The sequence below is a fragment of the Bartonella sp. AD24XZML genome, assembly GCF_042196485.1.
In the GTDB taxonomy this organism is placed as follows: Bacteria; Pseudomonadota; Alphaproteobacteria; order Rhizobiales; family Rhizobiaceae; genus Bartonella.
The window spans coordinates 89,678-108,729 of record NZ_JBHIQH010000015.1; the positions used below are offsets into that span (position 1 = coordinate 89,678).

The following is a 19,052-nucleotide window of genomic DNA, read 5'->3' on the forward strand; positions in this document are numbered from 1 at the left end:
GGATACAACCTTCAAATTTTGTGAAGGTGTGTGATATTTAATATTTCCAAGTATTTTATTTCCAGTTTAATGAAAGTGTGGAGCAAATGTCCATATTGAATATATTTTCTGTGATACCTTTAGATTGAACAAAAGCTTATTCAAAAAAACATTGGTGCTAATCTTGTGACACAATTTCAGAAATCAATTGAATAAAATAGAACAAAGTATGTGCGTGGGAATAAAAACATAATGAAGCATATAAAAAATTTGAAGCTAATTTTTAAAATTTTAATACAAATGATAGCTAAAAGATAGAATTTCTTTGTTTAAAATATATGGTATAAAATATCGACGAGATAGATTTAAGCTATTGAAAAAATAAAAAAAGATAATGTTTAAGTCAGAAACTTTCTATGTGGATGATAAGTTATTACATTCAGTAATGGTTATATGAAATCCATAATAAGGAAAAATTTGAATAGTATTTATAAATTTTGCAACAAGATGCAAGATTTAAAAAATAATTATATAACAACAGCAAAGCAACAAAACAAGATATTAAGTAACATCAGATGAGGTAGTTAGATTATACATTAGAAGAGAAAGCATTAATACTAATGTTATGAAAAGCGTCTGGTGAATTTAGGTTATAAAATTGGAAGGAGTGAAGAGAGATAAAATACGTAAATAAGGATGGTGCAGTGGTTATGATGTACCAGTCAACAGCGGCAGCACATTTTAGTGCACAGAACGAGAAGTTGTTAGAAAAACTATGAAAATAATGGGGGATTTAAAATGTCTAATATTTACGATTGGTCTCTAAAGGCTGATGAAAATGCTTATTCAGATAGTATCATTAATTGGGCAGAAGGACAGCCGCCTAGTTCTGTTAATGATAGTGCACGGGCGATGATGCAGCGCGTGCGCGAATATCTTGCAGATAATGGTGGATCTATTAATTCAAGCTTTATAGTAAATTTGGAAGATAAAACAACATTAATTACCTTAAAGACAGTTTCGCCTATAAAAAAATACAACAATGATATCGTCATACGTTTTAAAGCTTGTGGTGTAAATATTGGCGTGACAACAATAACTGTTAATAATATAGGAGAAAAGCTTATCTATAAAGCCACTGATACGGGGGTTATACCATTAGAAGGTGGAGAATTTCAAACAGATGGCATTTATGAAATAGTATACAATAATGGTGTTTTAATAAAAGAGCATGAGGGTTGGTATTTATTAAACCCTACACCACCAAAGATAGAAAGTTTCCCCTCTGGATTCATTGCAACATTTGCTATGCAAAATGTGCCAAATGGTTGGCTTTTATGTGATGGTAAGGCCTATAAGCGTGAAGATTATCCGCAGTTATTCGAGGCAATAGGTGATAAATGGGGAAAAGACAGCAATAAAACTTTTAAAGTTCCTGATTTTAGAGGTATGTTTTTACGCGGCTTTGATAATGGTCGGGGTTTAGATGGTGGTAGAAAGTTTGCAGATGAACAACAAGATAGCATAAAATCACATACGCATATTGGGAGTATTGAAAACGCAGGCGAGCATGCGCATAATTTTGAGTATCAAGGGGTAGGATGGCCCGTTGGTGATATTGGGAGACTCCCGAATCATTATACTTATAATGCGACCCTGAAAGGGAGAACAGCTTCTGCTGGTGCACATACACACAAGGTAACTCTTTCCCATACGGGTGAGGCAGAAACGCGCCCTGTTAATACAACCGTTGTCTATGCTATAAAATCATGAGTATGTTTAAGTAATAATAATAATCTATACACCTTGATAATTTTGTTAACGCGGAGCAATTCCGCGTTATTTTCTATGCATATGAAAAGGAAATCTATATTGTTAATAGGATACTTGAGAGAGTCAAAAAACAATTTTAAAATGATTGAAAGAAAGAGTTAAGGATATAATTTATTATAAAAAAAAGAAAATCATAACTTTTTTATAATTGTACGATAACATAGGGAAAATGTGTAAAAATCATTTAAACTGTGCCGTGAAGAGATCTGGAGATATATTTTTTCATAAGGTGTTTTGATAGGGGAAGGTAATAAAATTATTCAACCTGAGGCATAAAAAAGTACAATATTTTTAGCGTTTTTTGTGCAAAAATAGCATACCCCTGTATGAGTTAATTCATCTTATAAAGATATTTTTCACCTTGTTGTCGATTTCATTTCTTTGCATTGCCATGGTAGGAGGCTTTATCTGTAAATGATAGTGTACCCCTTTGAGTGGAATCATCGTTATGCTTGTGAAGCAGCAGAGCAACGCTATTTCTATACTCTCTCCTCATCCCTATATTCCGTATTGTTTTTGCATTAGGTGGCTTACAAGAAGCGTTATTGAGTTTATTTTAAAGTTTTTATTCAATAGGTTAATTCTTTATGATATGCCAATAAACAATTTTTTAATAGAGAGAGAAAAGTAAAAATATCATTGTAAATCAATATTTATTTATAAAAAAAGCTAAAGTATATGTGTTATAAAGAAAACATTACCATTAAAGCTACAAATAAATCTTTTATGGAGGGGAGAAAGGTACTTGATTTCTATATAGTCCTTAGAAGATATAAATAATACACCCGTTATTATAACAAAGGCATTTGTATGTATTTCTTGAATCATTTTTATAAAGATAAAAGTGATAGAAAGAGTGGGAAAACGCATATTTATGTTGTATAAATCGTATTATCTAAAAATTTGATAACAAAACAAAACTTCACATGTTTTTAGTTACGTAAAATCTTGAAAGATTTTAAACTGGTATTTTTTTCAAAAAATATCTTTAGGGTAATTGGTCTTCTTTTTTTATGATAGATGACAAAAAGGAATTCATATAAAAATAAAAAAGATTCTTGAATATTTGCGTGTTTTATTTTGCTATGGACTTTAGTTTTTAGATTGAAGCCGATAGCTTAGAGATCTAATTTCATAGGAGGATGTCGTTTGAGGGAGTATAAAAGGGATATCTTCTTTAGGTAATTCAGAAACGTTTAAAGAACAATGATAAACATTGCGGAGATTTTGTGTTGTCAAAACATTAGTTGCATTTCCTTCGCAATAAATCTTACCTTCCTTGAGCAAGATCATGTTATCTGCATAATGTGCCGCGAGATTGAGGTCATGAAGAACAGCAAGAACGCCGCCACCAGAATGAGCAAATTGTTTAGCAATATCCATAACGATGATTTGATGTTGAATATCGAGGCTAGCAATAGGTTCATCTAATATCATCCAGCGAGGAATCCCATTATGAACAGGTTTCCAGACTTGGCAAAGTACACGGGCAAGTTGCACTCTAGCTTGTTCTCCGCCTGATAATTGGTGATAATACAGGTTGCCATAATCAGAAAGGTCAACGCACTCTAAAGCTTTCTGGATAAGATTTTGCAATTCGGCTTTGGCAATGCTAAATTGGTTTACAGAAAGGCCAAGCCCTACAACTTCATGGACTAAGAATGGAAATACGAGCGTTGTTGATTGTGGTAGTACAGCGCGCATTTTTGCCATTACATGAGTTTTTGTTTGGCATACATTATAACCATTTAAGGTTATTTTTCCACTGTAAGGAATTTCACCACTCAGAGCTTTGATAAAAGTACTTTTTCCTGATCCATTAGGACCAATAATAATGGTAAATGCACCACTTTTAGCTTGAAGATTAATGTGTTTAAGAATCTGCTTCTTTCCGCGCTGAACACAAATATTTGTCGCTTCAATCATGAAAAGTCTGTTCCTCGTTTGCATATAAGGATCCATAGAAAGAAAGGTGCACCAAAAAGTGCTGTTACAATCCCAATCGGCAATTCTGCGGGGGCAACAATTAAGCGTGCAAACATATCAGCAAAAATAAGTAATGCTGCTCCCAAGAGAGCAGAGCAAGGAATGAGATAGCGATGATCAGGACCAATGAGCTGACGTAAAATATGAGGAACAATAATACCAATAAAACCAATACCACCACTGACAGCAACAGCACTGCCGCACATAAGAGCAACAAGAGGAATAGCAATATTTTTGACGCGTTGAATATGGAAACCAATATGGCCAGCAACAGCTTCTCCAAGAGCAAGGGCATTAAGTGCTCGTGATAAAAAGGGAGAGAAAAGAAGACCAATAACGATAAAAGGGAGAACGAGCCATACTTTCAACCATGTAGCGCCCGCAAGAGAGCCCAGACTCCAAAAAGTGATATCACGCAGTTGTTGATCATTTGCGACAAAAATCAATGTTCCGACAACAGCACTGCTTAATGCACCAAGAGCAATACCAGCAAGCAGCATGGTTGCAATAGAGGTAAAGCTGTTATGCGTTGCTATTATGTAGAGAATAATCGTTGATAAAAGTCCACCAAAAAAAGCACCTATGATAACTTTATAAGGCTCTAGAAAAGGTGCAAAAGAAACAGGAAAAGCAATGCCGACAACAATTGCTAAGACTGCTCCAAGTCCAGCACCTGCTGATACACCTACAATTCCGGGATCTGCAAGAGGATTACGAAAAAGCCCTTGCATAAGAACACCGGAGACAGCTAAAGCTGCTCCAATCAATAATCCCAAGATAACACGGGGAAGCCTTATGTCGATGAGCACGAGGTAATCACGCGTTTTACTACTTACCGAAAAATCTTGTGTAAGCATCACATGGAGGAGATCAACGAAAGAAACCTTTGCTGCACCATTCAAGAGCCCACCAAAAATACTGAAAATAAGGAATATTATTAAGCTTAATAATAAAATCTTCCCCTGTTTTGAACGGTTTATTTTTTTACCTTCTTTTTCTTTAGGTAAATGCATCCTGGATGTACCGTCTACCATTTTTATCAGCTCTTACCGTTTTGATGTGCACCATAAAGTATCTCAATAAGCTCTCTTGATGCGTCTGCAGTACGTGGACCAAATCCCAAAAAATACATAGCATCCATCTGTTTTATGGCATGATTTTTCGCTGCAGTTGTTGCTTGAACTGCCGGTATGGCTAAAATTTTATCAATGCTGGTTGATCTTGCACCATGTTTTACAAGCAAAATAACATCAGGATCTGATTTCAATAATGCTTCGCCGTTGAGAAGTTTATATCCTTTATAATCGGTGATAGCATTGATAGCGCCTGAAAGTTTGATCATACTATCAGCTGCAGTACCTGTTCCAGATGCCATGACGCGTCCATTTTGCACAGAGAAAACAAAAAGAACACGCTTTGGTGTTGTTACTTTCGCCAAAAGCGCATCGTTGTCTAAAAAATTACGCTTCAATTTCTCAATTAACACCGCGGCTTGCACTTCCCGATGAATGGCTTGACCAACGAGGCGAATCTTTTCTATCACATTTTCACGAGAGTAGTCTTCTGGTATAATCACCAGAGGTATCGATGTTTTTTTGAGAATATCAATTGTTGAAGCGGGACCACTTCCTTCAACAAGCAATATACCCTCTGGAGCAAGTGATAAAACACCTTCAGGTGAAAGAGCACGCATATATCCAAGCACAGGAAGCTTGAGCGCTTCTTGTGGGTAGACGCTTGTACTATCACGAGCGACAAGTTGATCTTGGGCTCCCAATGCATAGACAATTTCTGTAAGTGCTCCGCCGATAGAAACAATTCGAGCATTTTCAGGAAAACGCGTTGCAGGTTCAGCAATTACTTGTTTAGAAAAACAAGTAAGAGAGAGCAGTAAACACGTAAGAAAAAGGTTTGATAACCTATGTAAAAGAGATATGAACATGTCTAACCTTATCTTATCTTAGTTACTGCTGTTTTCTTGGCATGATGGCAAACTATTCAATAAAGAACGCCAATCTTCACGTTCTTTTTGACCCTCCTTGCGTACGCCAAAGAATTGAATAACCATCTCATCATCTTTATCGAAAACTTCAAGTGAACTGACATAACCATCACGGGTAGGTTTGCGAACATGCCATACTCTAGCAATTCCGGACGTGAGTAAATGAAGGTCAAATCTTGGATCAAGAACATTAAGCCAAGGTCCCATTTGCTTAATATTTTTTACAGTCCCACTAAAAATTTGAATACACCCTTTATTCCCAACAAAACACATGATTGGCAGTTCTTGTTGTGCGACTTGGGTAAGCATTATTTCAACAGCATTTACCTGTAATTCATCGGCAAATTCATTACCAACATATTTTACAGCATGATGTCGATTAATTTTAAATTCGGAAATAATTTTGTGAAGTTGGTGTACATCTGTCATTTTCCGCCAACGATCCCGAAAACTCTCAATATCCAATTCTGTTATGTCACATTGGGCTGGAAGAGAAACGGGAAGAATGTTAAGAACAGGAGACTGATCTTCAAGAAGGAGCTTTTCAACAAGTTTATTCCACTCTTCCATATTTGTCATATCTTTAGAATAGACCTTTAAAATAGCAACGCCATGTTGATCAAAGAATTGCAGACTTTTTGTAGGTTTTCCAAGAATAACGACATCATATTCAAAACCGAACTTCCATTGTTTTGTAAAAATACGCAAATCAATTTCACCAAGTGTGATAGGAATATGTTCGTTTTGAACAATTTTTTCAAAACGTCCCGTTATTTCGTGAACAGCATATTCATTGCGAGTTAAGACCATGACGGTTCCAAGTCGAGGTGCATTTTCTAAGAGAGTAGCAACATCAGTTTGTAGCCTTTTTGCTTTTCCAATGGTACAATAAGCCGCAATAAGCTCTGCTTCAGATATACCAATCGAAACCGCAAAATCGCGGTTTCGCATTTCTTTTTTTTCTTCACGCAAACGAAGAATCATTTCAGCTGTATGTGCCATGAATTTACCTTATGTTACTTAACTCAAAAACTAACTTTCAAATTTTACAATTCCAAGGCAATAAATTAAATTCTTTTAAGAGTTCAATCTATCACAAAATAACACTCTATCGCCAACAACTGAGCAATCAAAAAACGATAAAACAGAAAGAATTAAAACTTTTCTACCAAATCTTTGTAATTTAAAAGATGTTGAAAATAGAAACACAATAATTAATCCTTTTATCAATACGATTTTATTGACCGAATAATTAACAGAAGTGACTAAAACTTTTGTACAAACGACACCTTAAAGTTACGACCAGGCTGGCTATAATAATCTTTTGGTGTTGAACTTTTACCTGAAGGAAGTTCAGATACATTCCAATATTTTGTATTGAAAAGATTATAAACACCGGCTCTTAGAATAGGTCCCGTTTCACCGAATGGTTTCCACCACCCTGTCATATCAACGACATGATATCCTGGAATTTTTTGGTAATCAGATTCTCCGGCTACTTTGTCACGTTTAGCTGCCAAAGTAAGGATAATATCGCTTCCCCAAACCTCTTTTGCATATCCTAATCCGATAACTGCTTTCAAAGGAGGAATTGAGTTAAGATACTCCTTTTTATCAAGATCTTTTCCTTGTAAATAAGCAAGAGCAACATTGCTATGAAAACCATTTTTAAGAACTAAATGGGCTTTTGTTTCAACACCAAAAATTTGCACGTGAAAACGATTCATGTAATGCCGACGCGCAAATCTAAATTCCTCTGATGGCCCTCTATCCTCAGTATCTATGAAATTCTTATATTGATTGAAAAAGGCATTGAAGGAACCACCGAAATTTACATTTCCATACCGTAGACCAACATCATACCCATTGCTTGTTTCTGGTTGAAGATCAGGATTCCCTTTCACATAATAAGCAGAAGGTTTGATATAAGAGACGTAAAGTTCTGAAATACGTGGTGCACGAAAAGCCTGTGCCCACTGAGCATAGAGCGTTACTTGATTACGAACATCCCACTCCACGCGTAATTTAGGAGAAAAGCGTGAACCACTTCTTTCTGGAGGGAATTTATCAGAAATCAGTGCTTTCTCATAAGAAGGTGTTTTCTGAGGAACATATTTGTACCAATCATACCGGATTCCCGGTATTACACGAAAACGATCATCAACCAACCCAATTTCATCTTCAAAAACAAAACCTAAATTGTAACCATTTGTGTCTGGTGAATCTGATCGATTAGCAGGAACAAAAAGACATCCCCGAGCGTATTCTTTTATATGACAATTGTCTTTACCTAACAAATAGTGATGAAATTTAGATGACGAAACATTCATTACAAACTTTAACGTATGGTTTATAGTGCCAAAATCCACTTTTTTAAGGGCATCAGCATTGAAACCATAATTGATATTACGCAAGAAATTATCTCTCAAATAATCCCCTTTGGGTGCTGAAACACGAACGCCTGTCATAACGTAACGACTTGATTGCCTTTGCCAATAAAGCTGCCCATTAAACACATCAAGAACTGCATCACCATTACCATTATAATTATAAGAAAGAGAAAAGCGCTCACGAAGTTTATTATCCTGCTCATAAACGGAACCTGGAGCGTATCTTTTAGACGAATTTAATTCATGTGTGTTACTATTATGACCAAAACGCTCTGCGGTAAAACCAAGGCGGTGATTATCACTCAAATATTGATGAATTTTAAAAAGCAAGTTATTTTTATCAAAGTGAGAAGGGTTTTTGCGCGTGCGTTCCTCATACCCTTCTACTGTTCCCATATTTTTGCGCTCATGACCTTCTACATAAGATCCTTGAAAAAGTAAAAATGTCCGGTAATTACGCACAGCAAAAGCTTGATCGATGCGCCAGCTGTTATCAACAGAATTATAACCACCTTTTATAAGGCTTCCCCAATTCTTTTCTTCCACGATCAGGTCTTCAGGATCAAGGGTACGCAACGCAATGATTCCCCCTAAGGCGCCAGAACCATAAAGACTAGAATCTGATCCTTGAATAGTATCAAACGTAGAAAGAGCATTGAAATCAAAAGTTGTGTTTCCACCTCCACCACGGAATATATCATTAAACCATGGAAGAGAAATACCATCCATTGTCGTAAGAACACGGTTTGCATCTAGACCCCGAATAACGAAACTGTTATTTTCTGAGTTATAGGATACGGAAGGATTAAGACGACTCACATCATAAACATCAGTTATTTGTCTTTCATCAATATTCTTGTTGGTCTTACGATCAGTCAGAATGGTTATTGAATTTGAAGCATCTTCTATTTTTTTTCCTTTAATAAGGATTGGTTTAAGTTCAGTGACAGCACTTCCATCTTTATTTTGTGCAAAAACAAATGAAGGTATACAGACCGATAATGCACTTAAAATTACACAGCTTTTATAGATATTTTTTCGTCTTATTTGCATAACACATCATAACCCTTTTAAACATCCCCTCTCTGTTTTGAAATTTTTTAATACAAAAAGGCTGGACTCACTGATTAAAACTTGCCAGCCAAGTAGGAATGATTTTGACAACGGCACAAAATCATTAGAAGACCATATTAAACATGATAAAATCAGTCAAGAAAAAAGTTGCAATTTCAAAATAGCCTGTTTTAATGAGATTGAACACCAATATTAAGCTTAAAATAGTGGCAGAAGAAACGATGAATTTTGCAAATACGAAACAATTATTAACTCTTTGGATTGGTGCATTTATTGGGGCTTTCTTTTTGCATATATTATTAGCAGCACAGTTTTATTTTCAAAGTACTGGTATAAGTAATGGTTTGCTCTCGTCGGAGATTATGCTGACTTTTGTGCAAGAAACTGTATATCCGGATGTTGATACAGACTTGCCAGATATTCATAGAGAGTCGGATATTAATACAGAGCAAGAAGTATTACAGTCTGATCTCCTAGAGCAGGAGTTAGAAGGATTGGAATCCGTGGATGAAGTTCAATCGGAAGAACCTCAGCATATAGTAGAACAAGATGACTTAAAGCCTTTGGAAGAACCCCTACCTCAAAAAGTGGAGCATAAAGCGTTTATCAAAAAAACAATACCGATGCCAAAGGCTGTAGTAAAGCGCTCCAATGCAAAGGCGGTACGTTCTTCTTCCATCAACAAGGGCGGCGATACAGCAGGGCTTGAAGATATGTTGTTAATGGAGTGGTTAGCAAAGGTACAGTCACAATTAGAAAGGCAAAAAAATTATATTGTGGGACAGCGCACCAATCGTACAAAAGGAACGGTGAAGTTAGAATTTATGGTGCATGAGCAGGGGAGTATTTTTTCTAGTCGTGTAGCAGTCTCTGCTGGTGATCCGGAACTTGATCGATTAGCGATGGCAGCCCTTCGACGCGTTGGTTCTTTTCCACCACCACCACCATCAAAAGTAAATAAAACAATTAGAGTATCCCTAATATTTAGCTGATTTTTTATGCGGGGCGCTTTTCTTATAATATATTGATTTATAATGATTGTTTATAATTTTAATGAAAGTTCTAATATAATTTATTCGAATTTTTTTGATGTTGAATCAATCAAAACCATCTGCTTACTTATGATACAAGTTGAGGAGGAGCATGGATAAAAAACTTCTAAAAAGCAGTGAATATACTTCTTATGAGTGCTCTAAATGAAAGGGCTTTTGCAACATTGGGAGTTAAGGGATGATAGAGCTATAGCTTTTATTAATTAAAGGTCTAATCGATTTTTATACCATTCGTGAGAGAATTTTCGTAAGTACTTTTCAGATACACCGTTGTGAAATGGACTTAGAAACATTAAAATAAAACAATAATATAAATAAGAAAAACATACTATTTGGGGATGCTCTGTTTTGTGTGAAGGATGTGAGCTTATATGTAAAAATGAGAAAAAAAGCAAAGCTTCATCTTCATCATTAAAAGATATTGACATATTTAAAAGTCGTAAAACCGAATGAAAAGGGAAGGGGCAGAAGAGAATTGTTTGTCTTTAAGGCTTTCTAACTCAATGAGTCTGTCTTTCTGTTATCAGAGATAATCCAAACGATATATATAATAACGTGCTCTTATTTGGTATAGAAATGTTATAAGCAGGAAAAATAGTCTTAAAAGATGCTGTTTCACAAGATTTGAATATTGACTAATAAGCAACAGTAAAAGGATGAGCTATTTGTTTCACTCTTCTCTTATATTTGTAATCTCTATGATATTGTCGTCTATGTTGAGAAGAAATGAATTATTTGTACTACCTGTTGATTTATAATGATAATTCATCATTTTGTATTTAAAATAAAAGTCCCAAATAGCGTAGGGTTTTCTCATTTCGAATTTATTAATACTGAATCAATTAAAATTACTTTCTTATACGTCCTAAAAAGGTGGGTATGTGGGTACTATTTAAAAAGGAATAAAAACACTTCTTATCAACGCTTTCAAATGCTATTTGGGAAGTTAAGGCATATTATTTTCGTCGACCAGAAAGCAAGTCGGTTTTTATATCTATTTTCCCAGTGAGTCTTGCTTTGTAGACACCATAATTTTCCATGACACGCATCACGTAATTACGTGTTTCTGTATAAGGAATACGTTCAATCCAATCAATGACGTTATCGAGAGATTGTCCTCGAGGATCGCCATAACGTTTTATCCATTCATTGACACGACGGGGACCCGCATTATAGCCAATAAGAGTTAGTATATAGGATCCATTAAAACGTTCTAATTGTTCATTGAGAAAATGGGCACCTAATGTTGCATTATAATGAGCATCACTGCTAAATTTTTTAGGAGACCATGCGATTGAGTATTTTTTTGCTAGTGCTTTTGCTGTTGTAGGAAGCAATTGGAGTATACCTTGTGCACCTACTTTTGATATGGCTGTTGGATTAAATTCGCTTTCTTGGCGTGCAATGGCATAGATAAGCGATTTTTCTTCTACAGAAATATTAGCAGAAGCTGGTATAGCTCCCAGAGGATGAGAGAGTGCACCGACATTTTTCCCCTGAAAAACAGCCATTTTTCCAATTTTGAGGCTGGTATAATAGTCTCCATTTTTTTCTGCCATAACAGCCAGAAGAGCTAATTCACCGGGGCTTTCTATTTTTTTTCCGAGCTCTCTATAAAAAAATTTAGCAAAATCAGCATAGCCGGCTGCTTCAAGACGTTGAATTGCTTTGATCGCTTTTCGTGCACTAAAATGTTGTCGCTCAGCGGTTGTTGGTTTGGGAAAGAAAACTTTAAGCTTTTTTTGGTTGAGTCGTGCAGCGGCTAATTGACCATAGTAAGTTGCACCAAAATGAGCTGCGCGATGAAAGTATTGCTGGGCATTTTGATGTTCTTTTAGCGTTTCTGCTGTTCGTCCCATCCAGTAATATCCACGTGATGCATAAAAAGGTAAAGAAGAGAGTTGAGGAATACGTGAAAAATGCTGCATTGCCAATTTAGGGTTATGAAGAAACCGTAGTGCATACCATCCTGCATGAAACTCAGCATCGACGGCTAATGCAGATGTTATACCAGTGTGCATTGTAACAAGTTGATAAGCAATTTTTGGTTTGTTTAAATCGAGCATTTCACGAGAAAGGGCGCGTTGTTCTTTCCACAATGAATGAGGGTTCATAAGGCGGAATGCATCTTTTGATGTTTTCATCATGAGTGCTGCTGCTGCATCATATTGCTCTGTTCGTCGAAGATGGCGTATTCGAGCAAACTGAAAAAGAGGATCTTTTTGCCAAGATCTCTCTACAGCTTTTAATTTTTGTGTAGCTCTAGGATCATTTTTTTCAACGGCCACAAAAGCATTAAAAAGAGATTGAGCATGGGCTAATTTTGCAACGCGTGCTGCTGAATCAAAACGATGTGCATACAGCATAAACTGCATGCGTTTCAAATGATCAATAGGTTTTAATGCAGCGTTTGCATTTTTAAGAACAAATACTTCTTCTTTTGCATTAAGCTGTGTTTTATGCCACCATGGCGCAATAACGTGTTGGGCACGAGTGGTTTGTCCCGTTGCGATAAGTGCTTTAGCGAAAAGAGCCATCCCTTGTGCTGTTTGGGGCGGGTGATGAGAAAATTTTTGGATGATTGCGCGTGTGACGTTGGTTTCGTTAAGAAAAGCACGTTCAGCATTGCGTTGCATCGTTTCTATACCTGGCCATCCTTTTAGCATGTTGATTGCATTAAATATTTCAGAACTGGGTATATTAGCTTGGTTTGACACCCCCAGCGCCCATGTCAAAATATGACGATCAAGGCTATGTTTTTCCATTGAATTACGAAGATTTATTGTTTTTGCAATATTGTTGTTTGCTAGTGCATCTAGCCCAGTTTTCAGTTGCTGAAGTGTAGCAGTATTGTGTGATGTCGTGTGTATCTGTTGAAGAGATTCTTGAGCTTTTTTTGCGGTAAAGGGAGTAGGGCGAACCAAAGGGATTGGTACTTTCCCTTGCAAAAGTGGTGTTTGCGCGTATGCACTTGAAAATAAAATTCTTATTGCCAGTATAAGTGCAGTAAAGGTTGATACGAAAAGAGAGGTGGAAAATACACGCATAGAGAAAAGACCTTGAGACCTTGCTTTTTGTAAAAACTTAAGGATTTATAGAACACAAGCATGAAAAACGCGTTAATATAGACGGCTTATTTTAAAGAAATGTTCAACATTTAAGGAGGGACATTTTCATCTTATGGGGGCTTTTTTTGAAATTCATCTTGCTTCAATGATAGAGCAAGATTATGCTCTATTTAAAATTTATAAAAGGCGATTATAAAAAAATAAAAGCAAACATTATAGGGAGTTTATCATGCTCAAGGGAGCTATAACTGCGCTTATCACACCGTTTGATAATAAGGGCGCGATTGATGAGAAGGCGTTTTGTGATTTTGTTGAATGGCAGATCACACAAGGGATTAACGGTGTAAGCCCTGTTGGGACAACAGGTGAATCAGCAACGTTAAGTCATGAAGAACATAAGTGGATTATAGAATTGTGTGTTGAGCAGGTTGCAAAGCGTGTTCCTGTTGTTGCTGGAGCGGGATCAAATAGCACAAGTGAGGCCGTAGAGCTTGCACAATACGCGCAAAAAGCTGGTGCAGATGCAGTTTTGGTTGTCACTCCCTATTATAATAGACCAAATCAATCTGGTTTATACAAGCACTTTTCTTCCATTGCCAAAGCTGTTTCTATTCCAATTATAATTTATAATATTCCTGGTCGTTCTATTATCGATATGGCTGTAGAAACGATGAAAGACCTTTATCAAGATTTTAACAATATCATTGGTGTAAAAGATGCAACGAGCAGAATTGAACGCGTTAGTGAACAACGTGAAAAGTGTGGGAAGGATTTTGTACAGCTTTCCGGTGATGATTGTACAGCGTTAGGTTTTAATGCACATGGAGGTATGGGGTGTATTTCAGTTTCCTCCAATGTTGCTCCAAAGCTGTGTGCAGAGCTTCAAGCTGCTTGTTTTCGTGGTGATTATAAAACAGCACGAGAATTAAATGATCGCTTGATGCCTCTTAATCGTGCTGTGTTTATTGAACCTAGTCCAGCAGGTATTAAATATGCTGCTGCAAAATTAGGATTTTGTGGTGATACTGTGCGTTCTCCTATTGTTCCATTAACAGAAAGAACAAAGAAGATTATTGATGCAGCCCTCAGTCATGCTGGTCTTTTAAAAGCATAAAATGATATTGACAAAGCCATGAATAAAAAAAAGAACGCGCCCGTACGGAAAATAATTGCTGACAATCGTAAAGCACGTTTTAATTTTGAAATCCTTAATAATCTCGAGGCTGGTCTTGTCCTTCAGGGAGCGGAAGTGAAGTCCTTACGTTCTAATCATGCCAATATTGCTGAAAGCTATGCGAGTTTTGAGAATGGGGAATTATGGTTAGTAAACAGCTATATTCCTGAATATACGCAGGCTAATCGTTTTAATCATGAACCACGACGTTTGCGCAAATTATTACTTTCAAAACGTGAGATGGCACGTTTTTTTAATGCAACGTCTCGTGAAGGAATGACACTTGTTCCTCTCAAACTTTATTTTAATGAACGAGGGCGCGTTAAATTGGAGATCGCTCTAGCGCGAGGGAAAAAGCTTCATGATAAGCGCGAAACGGAAAAAAAACGCGATTGGGGACGTGAAAAAGCAAGACTTTTAAAAAGGTATGGATGACGGATGCGATCTAGATATCCTTTATTTATAGCGCTATTTAAAACAGTTTTAGCATTGATCTAAGTATGTTTTTGCTGCTTGAAAGATTTGGTGAAACATAGCGTCTGTCAAGCGTCCAGTATTTGTATTATAACGAGAACAGTGATAGCTCGAAAAGATGCGTAATCTGCCGATGTTATTGATTTCGCCGTGTCCAAAAGGGTGAGCTAAAACTTTTGCATTAAGGGCACGTATTGTTGAATGGTGCGCAATGGTGCCTAAAGTGATAACGGCTTTAAGTTTGGGAAGATTTGTTAAAAGAGGTGAGAAGAAATAGCGGCACGTGTTAATTTCTGCACCGGTGGGTTTATTTTCTGGTGGAACACAACGAACAGAGTTAACAATTGCTGCATCAATAAGTTCAAGAGTATCGTCTGCTCTTTCTTCAAAGGTTCCTTGGGCAAAACCAAACTTTTTTAAAGTTGAATAAAGTAAGTGCCCAGCATAATCACCAGTAAATGGACGTCCAGTTCGATTTGCTCCGCGTAATCCAGGAGCAAGCCCAACAATAAGAAGGCGTGTTGTATCTGGCCCTTTATAAGGAAAGAATGGGTGCACCGGTGCGTTATACCAACTTGGTTCTTTTACACGCCAGCCAGCGATAAATTGATGAAGCCTCGGACATAAATTGCAATTTTTGGGTGGTTCTGGGCACAGTGATGTTAATTGGCTATTCATGGTGTTAGGCATCAATCGTTTTTCTATTTTTTGAGTCTTTATAGCGTATATGACGGGTTATGTTTTGATAAACAATCTATAATCTATAATGAATATAAATAAACTTTTTTAGCAGAAAGTTTAATATAAACTTATTGCTCATTATTGTGTAAAGAGAGGTCATTTTTCAGTAATTTATTCGATGAATAAGAGTGCGATACACATGATGTTCAAAGAAAAAATTCTCTCTTTAGATAAAGATATTATCATAAAAAGTATGTATAAGACTGCTGTTATTGCAAAGGATTTAAACAGCAGGTATTCTTTTTAAAAGGATAAGGACTCCAGACAAGTATTTTGTCAAGAAAGACCGTCCTTTGTTTGAAGTCAATCTATTGGAATGCTTTTAAAAGAAATTTTGATAACGAGCATGAATAGGTTATACATTTTTATAAATTTTCCAAGATTTTTTTTAAATAAGTTCTTTAATCAAAAAATATAAAAGTTTGTGTTGTTTTTCTTGTGTTTTATTTTGATTATTGTATATACTCCTTTATCCGCTATTAAATTTTTTTATTTGAGAAAGAGGCATAAATGGCCCGCGTAACGGTAGAAGATTGTATTGATAAAGTTGACAACCGCTTTGAATTGGTACTTTTAGCAGGTCATCGGGCGCGTCAGATTTCACAAGGAGCGCAGATTACGGTTGATCGTGATAATGATAAAAATCCAGTTGTTGCTTTGCGTGAAATAGCAGAAGAAACATTGTCGCCTGCTGATTTAAAGGAAGACCTTATTCATTCGCTGCAAAAGCATGTGGAAGTAGATGAGCCAGAAATGGCAAGTGGATTTATTACCCATTCAGGTGAAGCTGAAAGTGTTTTTAATACGTCGTCGCAAGAAGAAGGTACTTCATTTGATCATATGTCAGAAGAAGAGCTTTTAGCGGGTATTGAAGGTTTGGTTGTTCCAGAAAAAAGTGACGATTATTAATTGCAGCAATTTATGTTACAGGGGTAAAGATACTTTGTCATGTAAGGAGCAATTATTTTTCGTGTCTTTTATTAATAGGACGTGTTCAATAAAGATTAGGGGTGTGAAAAGATAAAGGATATGCTCGTATGATGCGTCAGTGTGAGCTTGTTGGGCGTGTTCAACGTTACAAGTCTGACGTAGATGAGGCTCTTTTAAACAGGGCCTATGATTATGCAATGAAAAAGCATGCACATCAAAAGCGTGCGTCAGGTGATCTTTATTTTTCTCATCCTTTAGAAGTTGCTGCTATTTTGACAGATATGCGGTTGGATGAGGCAACGATTGCTGTTGCTCTTTTGCATGATACAATTGAAGATACAAGCGCTACACGAGCAGAAATTGATCAGCTTTTTGGTTCTGAAATTGGAAAGTTGGTTGAAGGGCTTACAAAGCTTAATAAGCTTGATCTTGTATCAAAGAAAGCCGTACAAGCAGAAAATCTTCGTAAACTTCTTATTGCTATTTCTGATGATGTTCGTGTTCTTTTAGTCAAACTTGCTGATCGTCTTCATAATATGCGTACCCTTGGTGTTATGCGTGATGATAAACGTCGGCGAATTGCTGAGGAGACGATGGATATCTATGCGCCACTTGCAGGCCGTATGGGTATGCAGGATATGCGTGAGGAATTAGAGGATCTCTCTTTCTTTTATTTAAATCCAGAAGGTTATCGTACGATTACAAATCGACTTTCTGAATTATTGAAACACAACCGTGATTTGCTTTCCACAATTGAAAATGAATTGACAAAACTTTTTTTCGAGCATGGCATTAAAGCAGATGTTAAAAGCCGTCAGAAAAAATCTTATTCAGTCTTTCGCAAAATGGAAAGTAAAGCATTATCTTTTGAACAATTATCGGATATTTTTGGATTTCGTGTGATTGTTGAGTCCGTGAATGATTGTTATCGTGCTCTTGGTGTCATTCATACGACATGGCCAATGGTTCCTGGTCGTTTTAAAGATTATATCTCTATACCAAAGCAAAATGATTATCGTTCTATTCATACAACAATTGTTGGTCCTTCAAGACAACGTGTTGAGTTGCAAATTAGAACGGCTACTATGGATGAAGTTGCTGAATATGGGGTTGCTGCTCATTCCATATATAAAGAGCACGGTTCCAATTATTCGACTGTGAAGTTATCAAGTGAAACGAATGCCTATGCATGGTTGCGTCAAACGATACAATCTTTGTCTGATGGAGATAATCCAGAAGAGTTTTTAGAACATACAAAACTTGAGCTTTTTCAAGACCAAGTTTTTTGTTTTACGCCGAAAGGTCGATTAATTGCTTTTCCTAAAGGAGCTACGCCTATTGATTTTGCTTATGCCGTCCATACAGATATCGGTGATTCTTGTGTGGGTGTAAAAATCAATGGTCGTATTATGCCTTTAATGACCAAATTAAAAAATGGTGATGAGGTTGATATTATTCGCTCACACGCTCAAATTCCGCCAGCAGCATGGGAATTTCTTGTTGTCACGGGTAAAGCACGTTCAGCTATTCGACGAGCAAGTCGTGCAGCGGTACGTAAACAATATTCGGGTTTAGGATATCGTATTCTCGAGCGTTCATTTGAATATATGGGAAAGCAATTTTCAAAAGACCTTTTGAAGAAAGTTTTGCCACGTTTAGCACGTAAAGATGTAGAGGATGTATTGGCTGCTGTTGGGCGTGGAGAGCTGTTTTCCGCTGATGTAATTAAAGCGGTTTATCCTGATTATCAAGATCACCGTGTGGTACAAAAGTCATCTTTTAAGCCTGGGGAAGAAGGTTGGTTTAATATTGAAAATGCTCAAGGTATGATTTTTAAAGTTCCAGAAAATGAAAAGAATGCAATGGTCGAGAATCATCAATCTAAAGCCTTGCCTATTAGAGGAACCCGTGGAGATATACCCGTACGTTTTTCACCGGAAGGAGCAGTACCTGGAGATCGGATTGTTGGTATTATGCAGCCAGGAGCTGGGATTGTTATTTATCCAATACAGTCTTCAGCTTTGATGGCGTATGATGATCAGCCAGAACGATGGATTGATGTCCGCTGGGATATTGATGCCCAAATGAATGAACGTTTTCCTGCACGGATGAATATTTTAGTTGTAAATAGTCCTGGTTCTTTGGCTGAAATTACACAAATAATTTCTGCTAACGATGCCAATATCCAAAATTTATCTTTTATCCGTACAGCACCAGATTTTACAGAAATTATGATTGATTTGGAAGTGTGGGATTTAAAACATTTGAATCGTATTTTTTCTCAGTTAAAAAAGGCAGGTTCAGTAAGTACAGTACGGCGGGTTCATGGATAAAAAGAAAGATTTTGCA

Annotated in this window: 13 protein-coding genes; 6 read left to right on the top strand and 7 right to left on the bottom strand. The window is 36.6% G+C overall.

Annotation, left to right across the window (positions count from 1 at the left end; translation table 11 throughout):
• Window positions 1–777: 777 nt before the first annotated feature.
• Window positions 778–1,752 (top strand): tail fiber protein, encoded by a 975-nt coding sequence (locus ACFIMX_RS01695; RefSeq protein ID WP_375617628.1) that lies wholly within the window; start codon window positions 778–780, stop codon window positions 1,750–1,752.
• 1,152 nt (window positions 1,753–2,904) lie between these two features.
• Here ACFIMX_RS01695 and ACFIMX_RS01700 read toward each other — a convergent pair.
• The 5 genes from ACFIMX_RS01700 to ACFIMX_RS01720 all read right to left on the bottom strand — a co-directional run bounded on the left by ACFIMX_RS01700 (window position 2,905) and on the right by ACFIMX_RS01720 (window position 9,243).
• Window positions 2,905–3,738, bottom strand: coding sequence for a heme ABC transporter ATP-binding protein (locus ACFIMX_RS01700; protein ID WP_375634176.1), 834 nt, complete (start codon window positions 3,736–3,738; stop codon window positions 2,905–2,907).
• Entirely contained in the window at window positions 3,735–4,832 is a 1,098-nt protein-coding gene (locus ACFIMX_RS01705; protein WP_375617630.1) for a FecCD family ABC transporter permease, read from the bottom strand. The genes ACFIMX_RS01700 and ACFIMX_RS01705 overlap by 4 nt, the downstream gene beginning before the upstream one ends.
• Before the next feature lie 5 nt (window positions 4,833–4,837).
• Window positions 4,838–5,740, bottom strand: coding sequence for a hemin ABC transporter substrate-binding protein (locus ACFIMX_RS01710; protein ID WP_375640560.1), 903 nt, complete (start codon window positions 5,738–5,740; stop codon window positions 4,838–4,840).
• A gap of 18 nt (window positions 5,741–5,758) precedes the next feature.
• The gene (locus tag ACFIMX_RS01715) at window positions 5,759–6,802 is read right to left on the bottom strand and encodes a hemin-degrading factor (RefSeq protein WP_375617631.1); all 1,044 of its coding nucleotides are present in this window, start codon (window positions 6,800–6,802) and stop codon (window positions 5,759–5,761) included.
• 263 nt (window positions 6,803–7,065) lie between these two features.
• Entirely contained in the window at window positions 7,066–9,243 is a 2,178-nt protein-coding gene (locus tag ACFIMX_RS01720) for a TonB-dependent hemoglobin/transferrin/lactoferrin family receptor (RefSeq protein ID WP_375693937.1), read from the bottom strand.
• A gap of 242 nt (window positions 9,244–9,485) precedes the next feature.
• Between ACFIMX_RS01720 and ACFIMX_RS01725 the strand changes: the two genes are divergently transcribed.
• Window positions 9,486–10,256, top strand: a complete 771-nt coding sequence (locus ACFIMX_RS01725) for an energy transducer TonB (protein WP_375640610.1) — start codon at window positions 9,486–9,488, stop codon at window positions 10,254–10,256.
• Between the two features lie 1,016 nt (window positions 10,257–11,272).
• Here ACFIMX_RS01725 and ACFIMX_RS01730 read toward each other — a convergent pair.
• A complete protein-coding gene (locus tag ACFIMX_RS01730; protein ID WP_375617633.1) occupies window positions 11,273–13,363 on the bottom strand; it encodes a lytic transglycosylase domain-containing protein in 2,091 nt (696 codons plus the stop codon).
• Between the two features lie 250 nt (window positions 13,364–13,613).
• Between ACFIMX_RS01730 and dapA the strand changes: the two genes are divergently transcribed.
• Window positions 13,614–14,498, top strand: coding sequence for a 4-hydroxy-tetrahydrodipicolinate synthase (gene dapA / locus ACFIMX_RS01735; RefSeq protein WP_375617634.1), 885 nt, complete (start codon window positions 13,614–13,616; stop codon window positions 14,496–14,498).
• Between the two features lie 18 nt (window positions 14,499–14,516).
• The gene (smpB, locus tag ACFIMX_RS01740) at window positions 14,517–14,993 is read left to right on the top strand and encodes an SsrA-binding protein SmpB (protein ID WP_012231306.1); all 477 of its coding nucleotides are present in this window, start codon (window positions 14,517–14,519) and stop codon (window positions 14,991–14,993) included.
• Window positions 14,994–15,041: 48 nt separating this feature from the next.
• On the opposite strand, the gene ACFIMX_RS01745 is transcribed toward smpB, so the two are convergent.
• Entirely contained in the window at window positions 15,042–15,710 is a 669-nt protein-coding gene (locus ACFIMX_RS01745; protein WP_375617710.1) for a uracil-DNA glycosylase, read from the bottom strand.
• A gap of 573 nt (window positions 15,711–16,283) precedes the next feature.
• Here ACFIMX_RS01745 and rpoZ point away from each other — a divergent pair.
• Window positions 16,284–16,682, top strand: coding sequence for a DNA-directed RNA polymerase subunit omega (rpoZ, locus tag ACFIMX_RS01750; RefSeq protein ID WP_375617635.1), 399 nt, complete (start codon window positions 16,284–16,286; stop codon window positions 16,680–16,682).
• A 128-nt stretch (window positions 16,683–16,810) separates the two neighbouring features.
• A complete protein-coding gene (locus ACFIMX_RS01755) occupies window positions 16,811–19,036 on the top strand; it encodes a RelA/SpoT family protein (protein ID WP_375617636.1) in 2,226 nt (741 codons plus the stop codon).
• The last annotated feature ends 16 nt before the right edge of the window (window positions 19,037–19,052 follow it).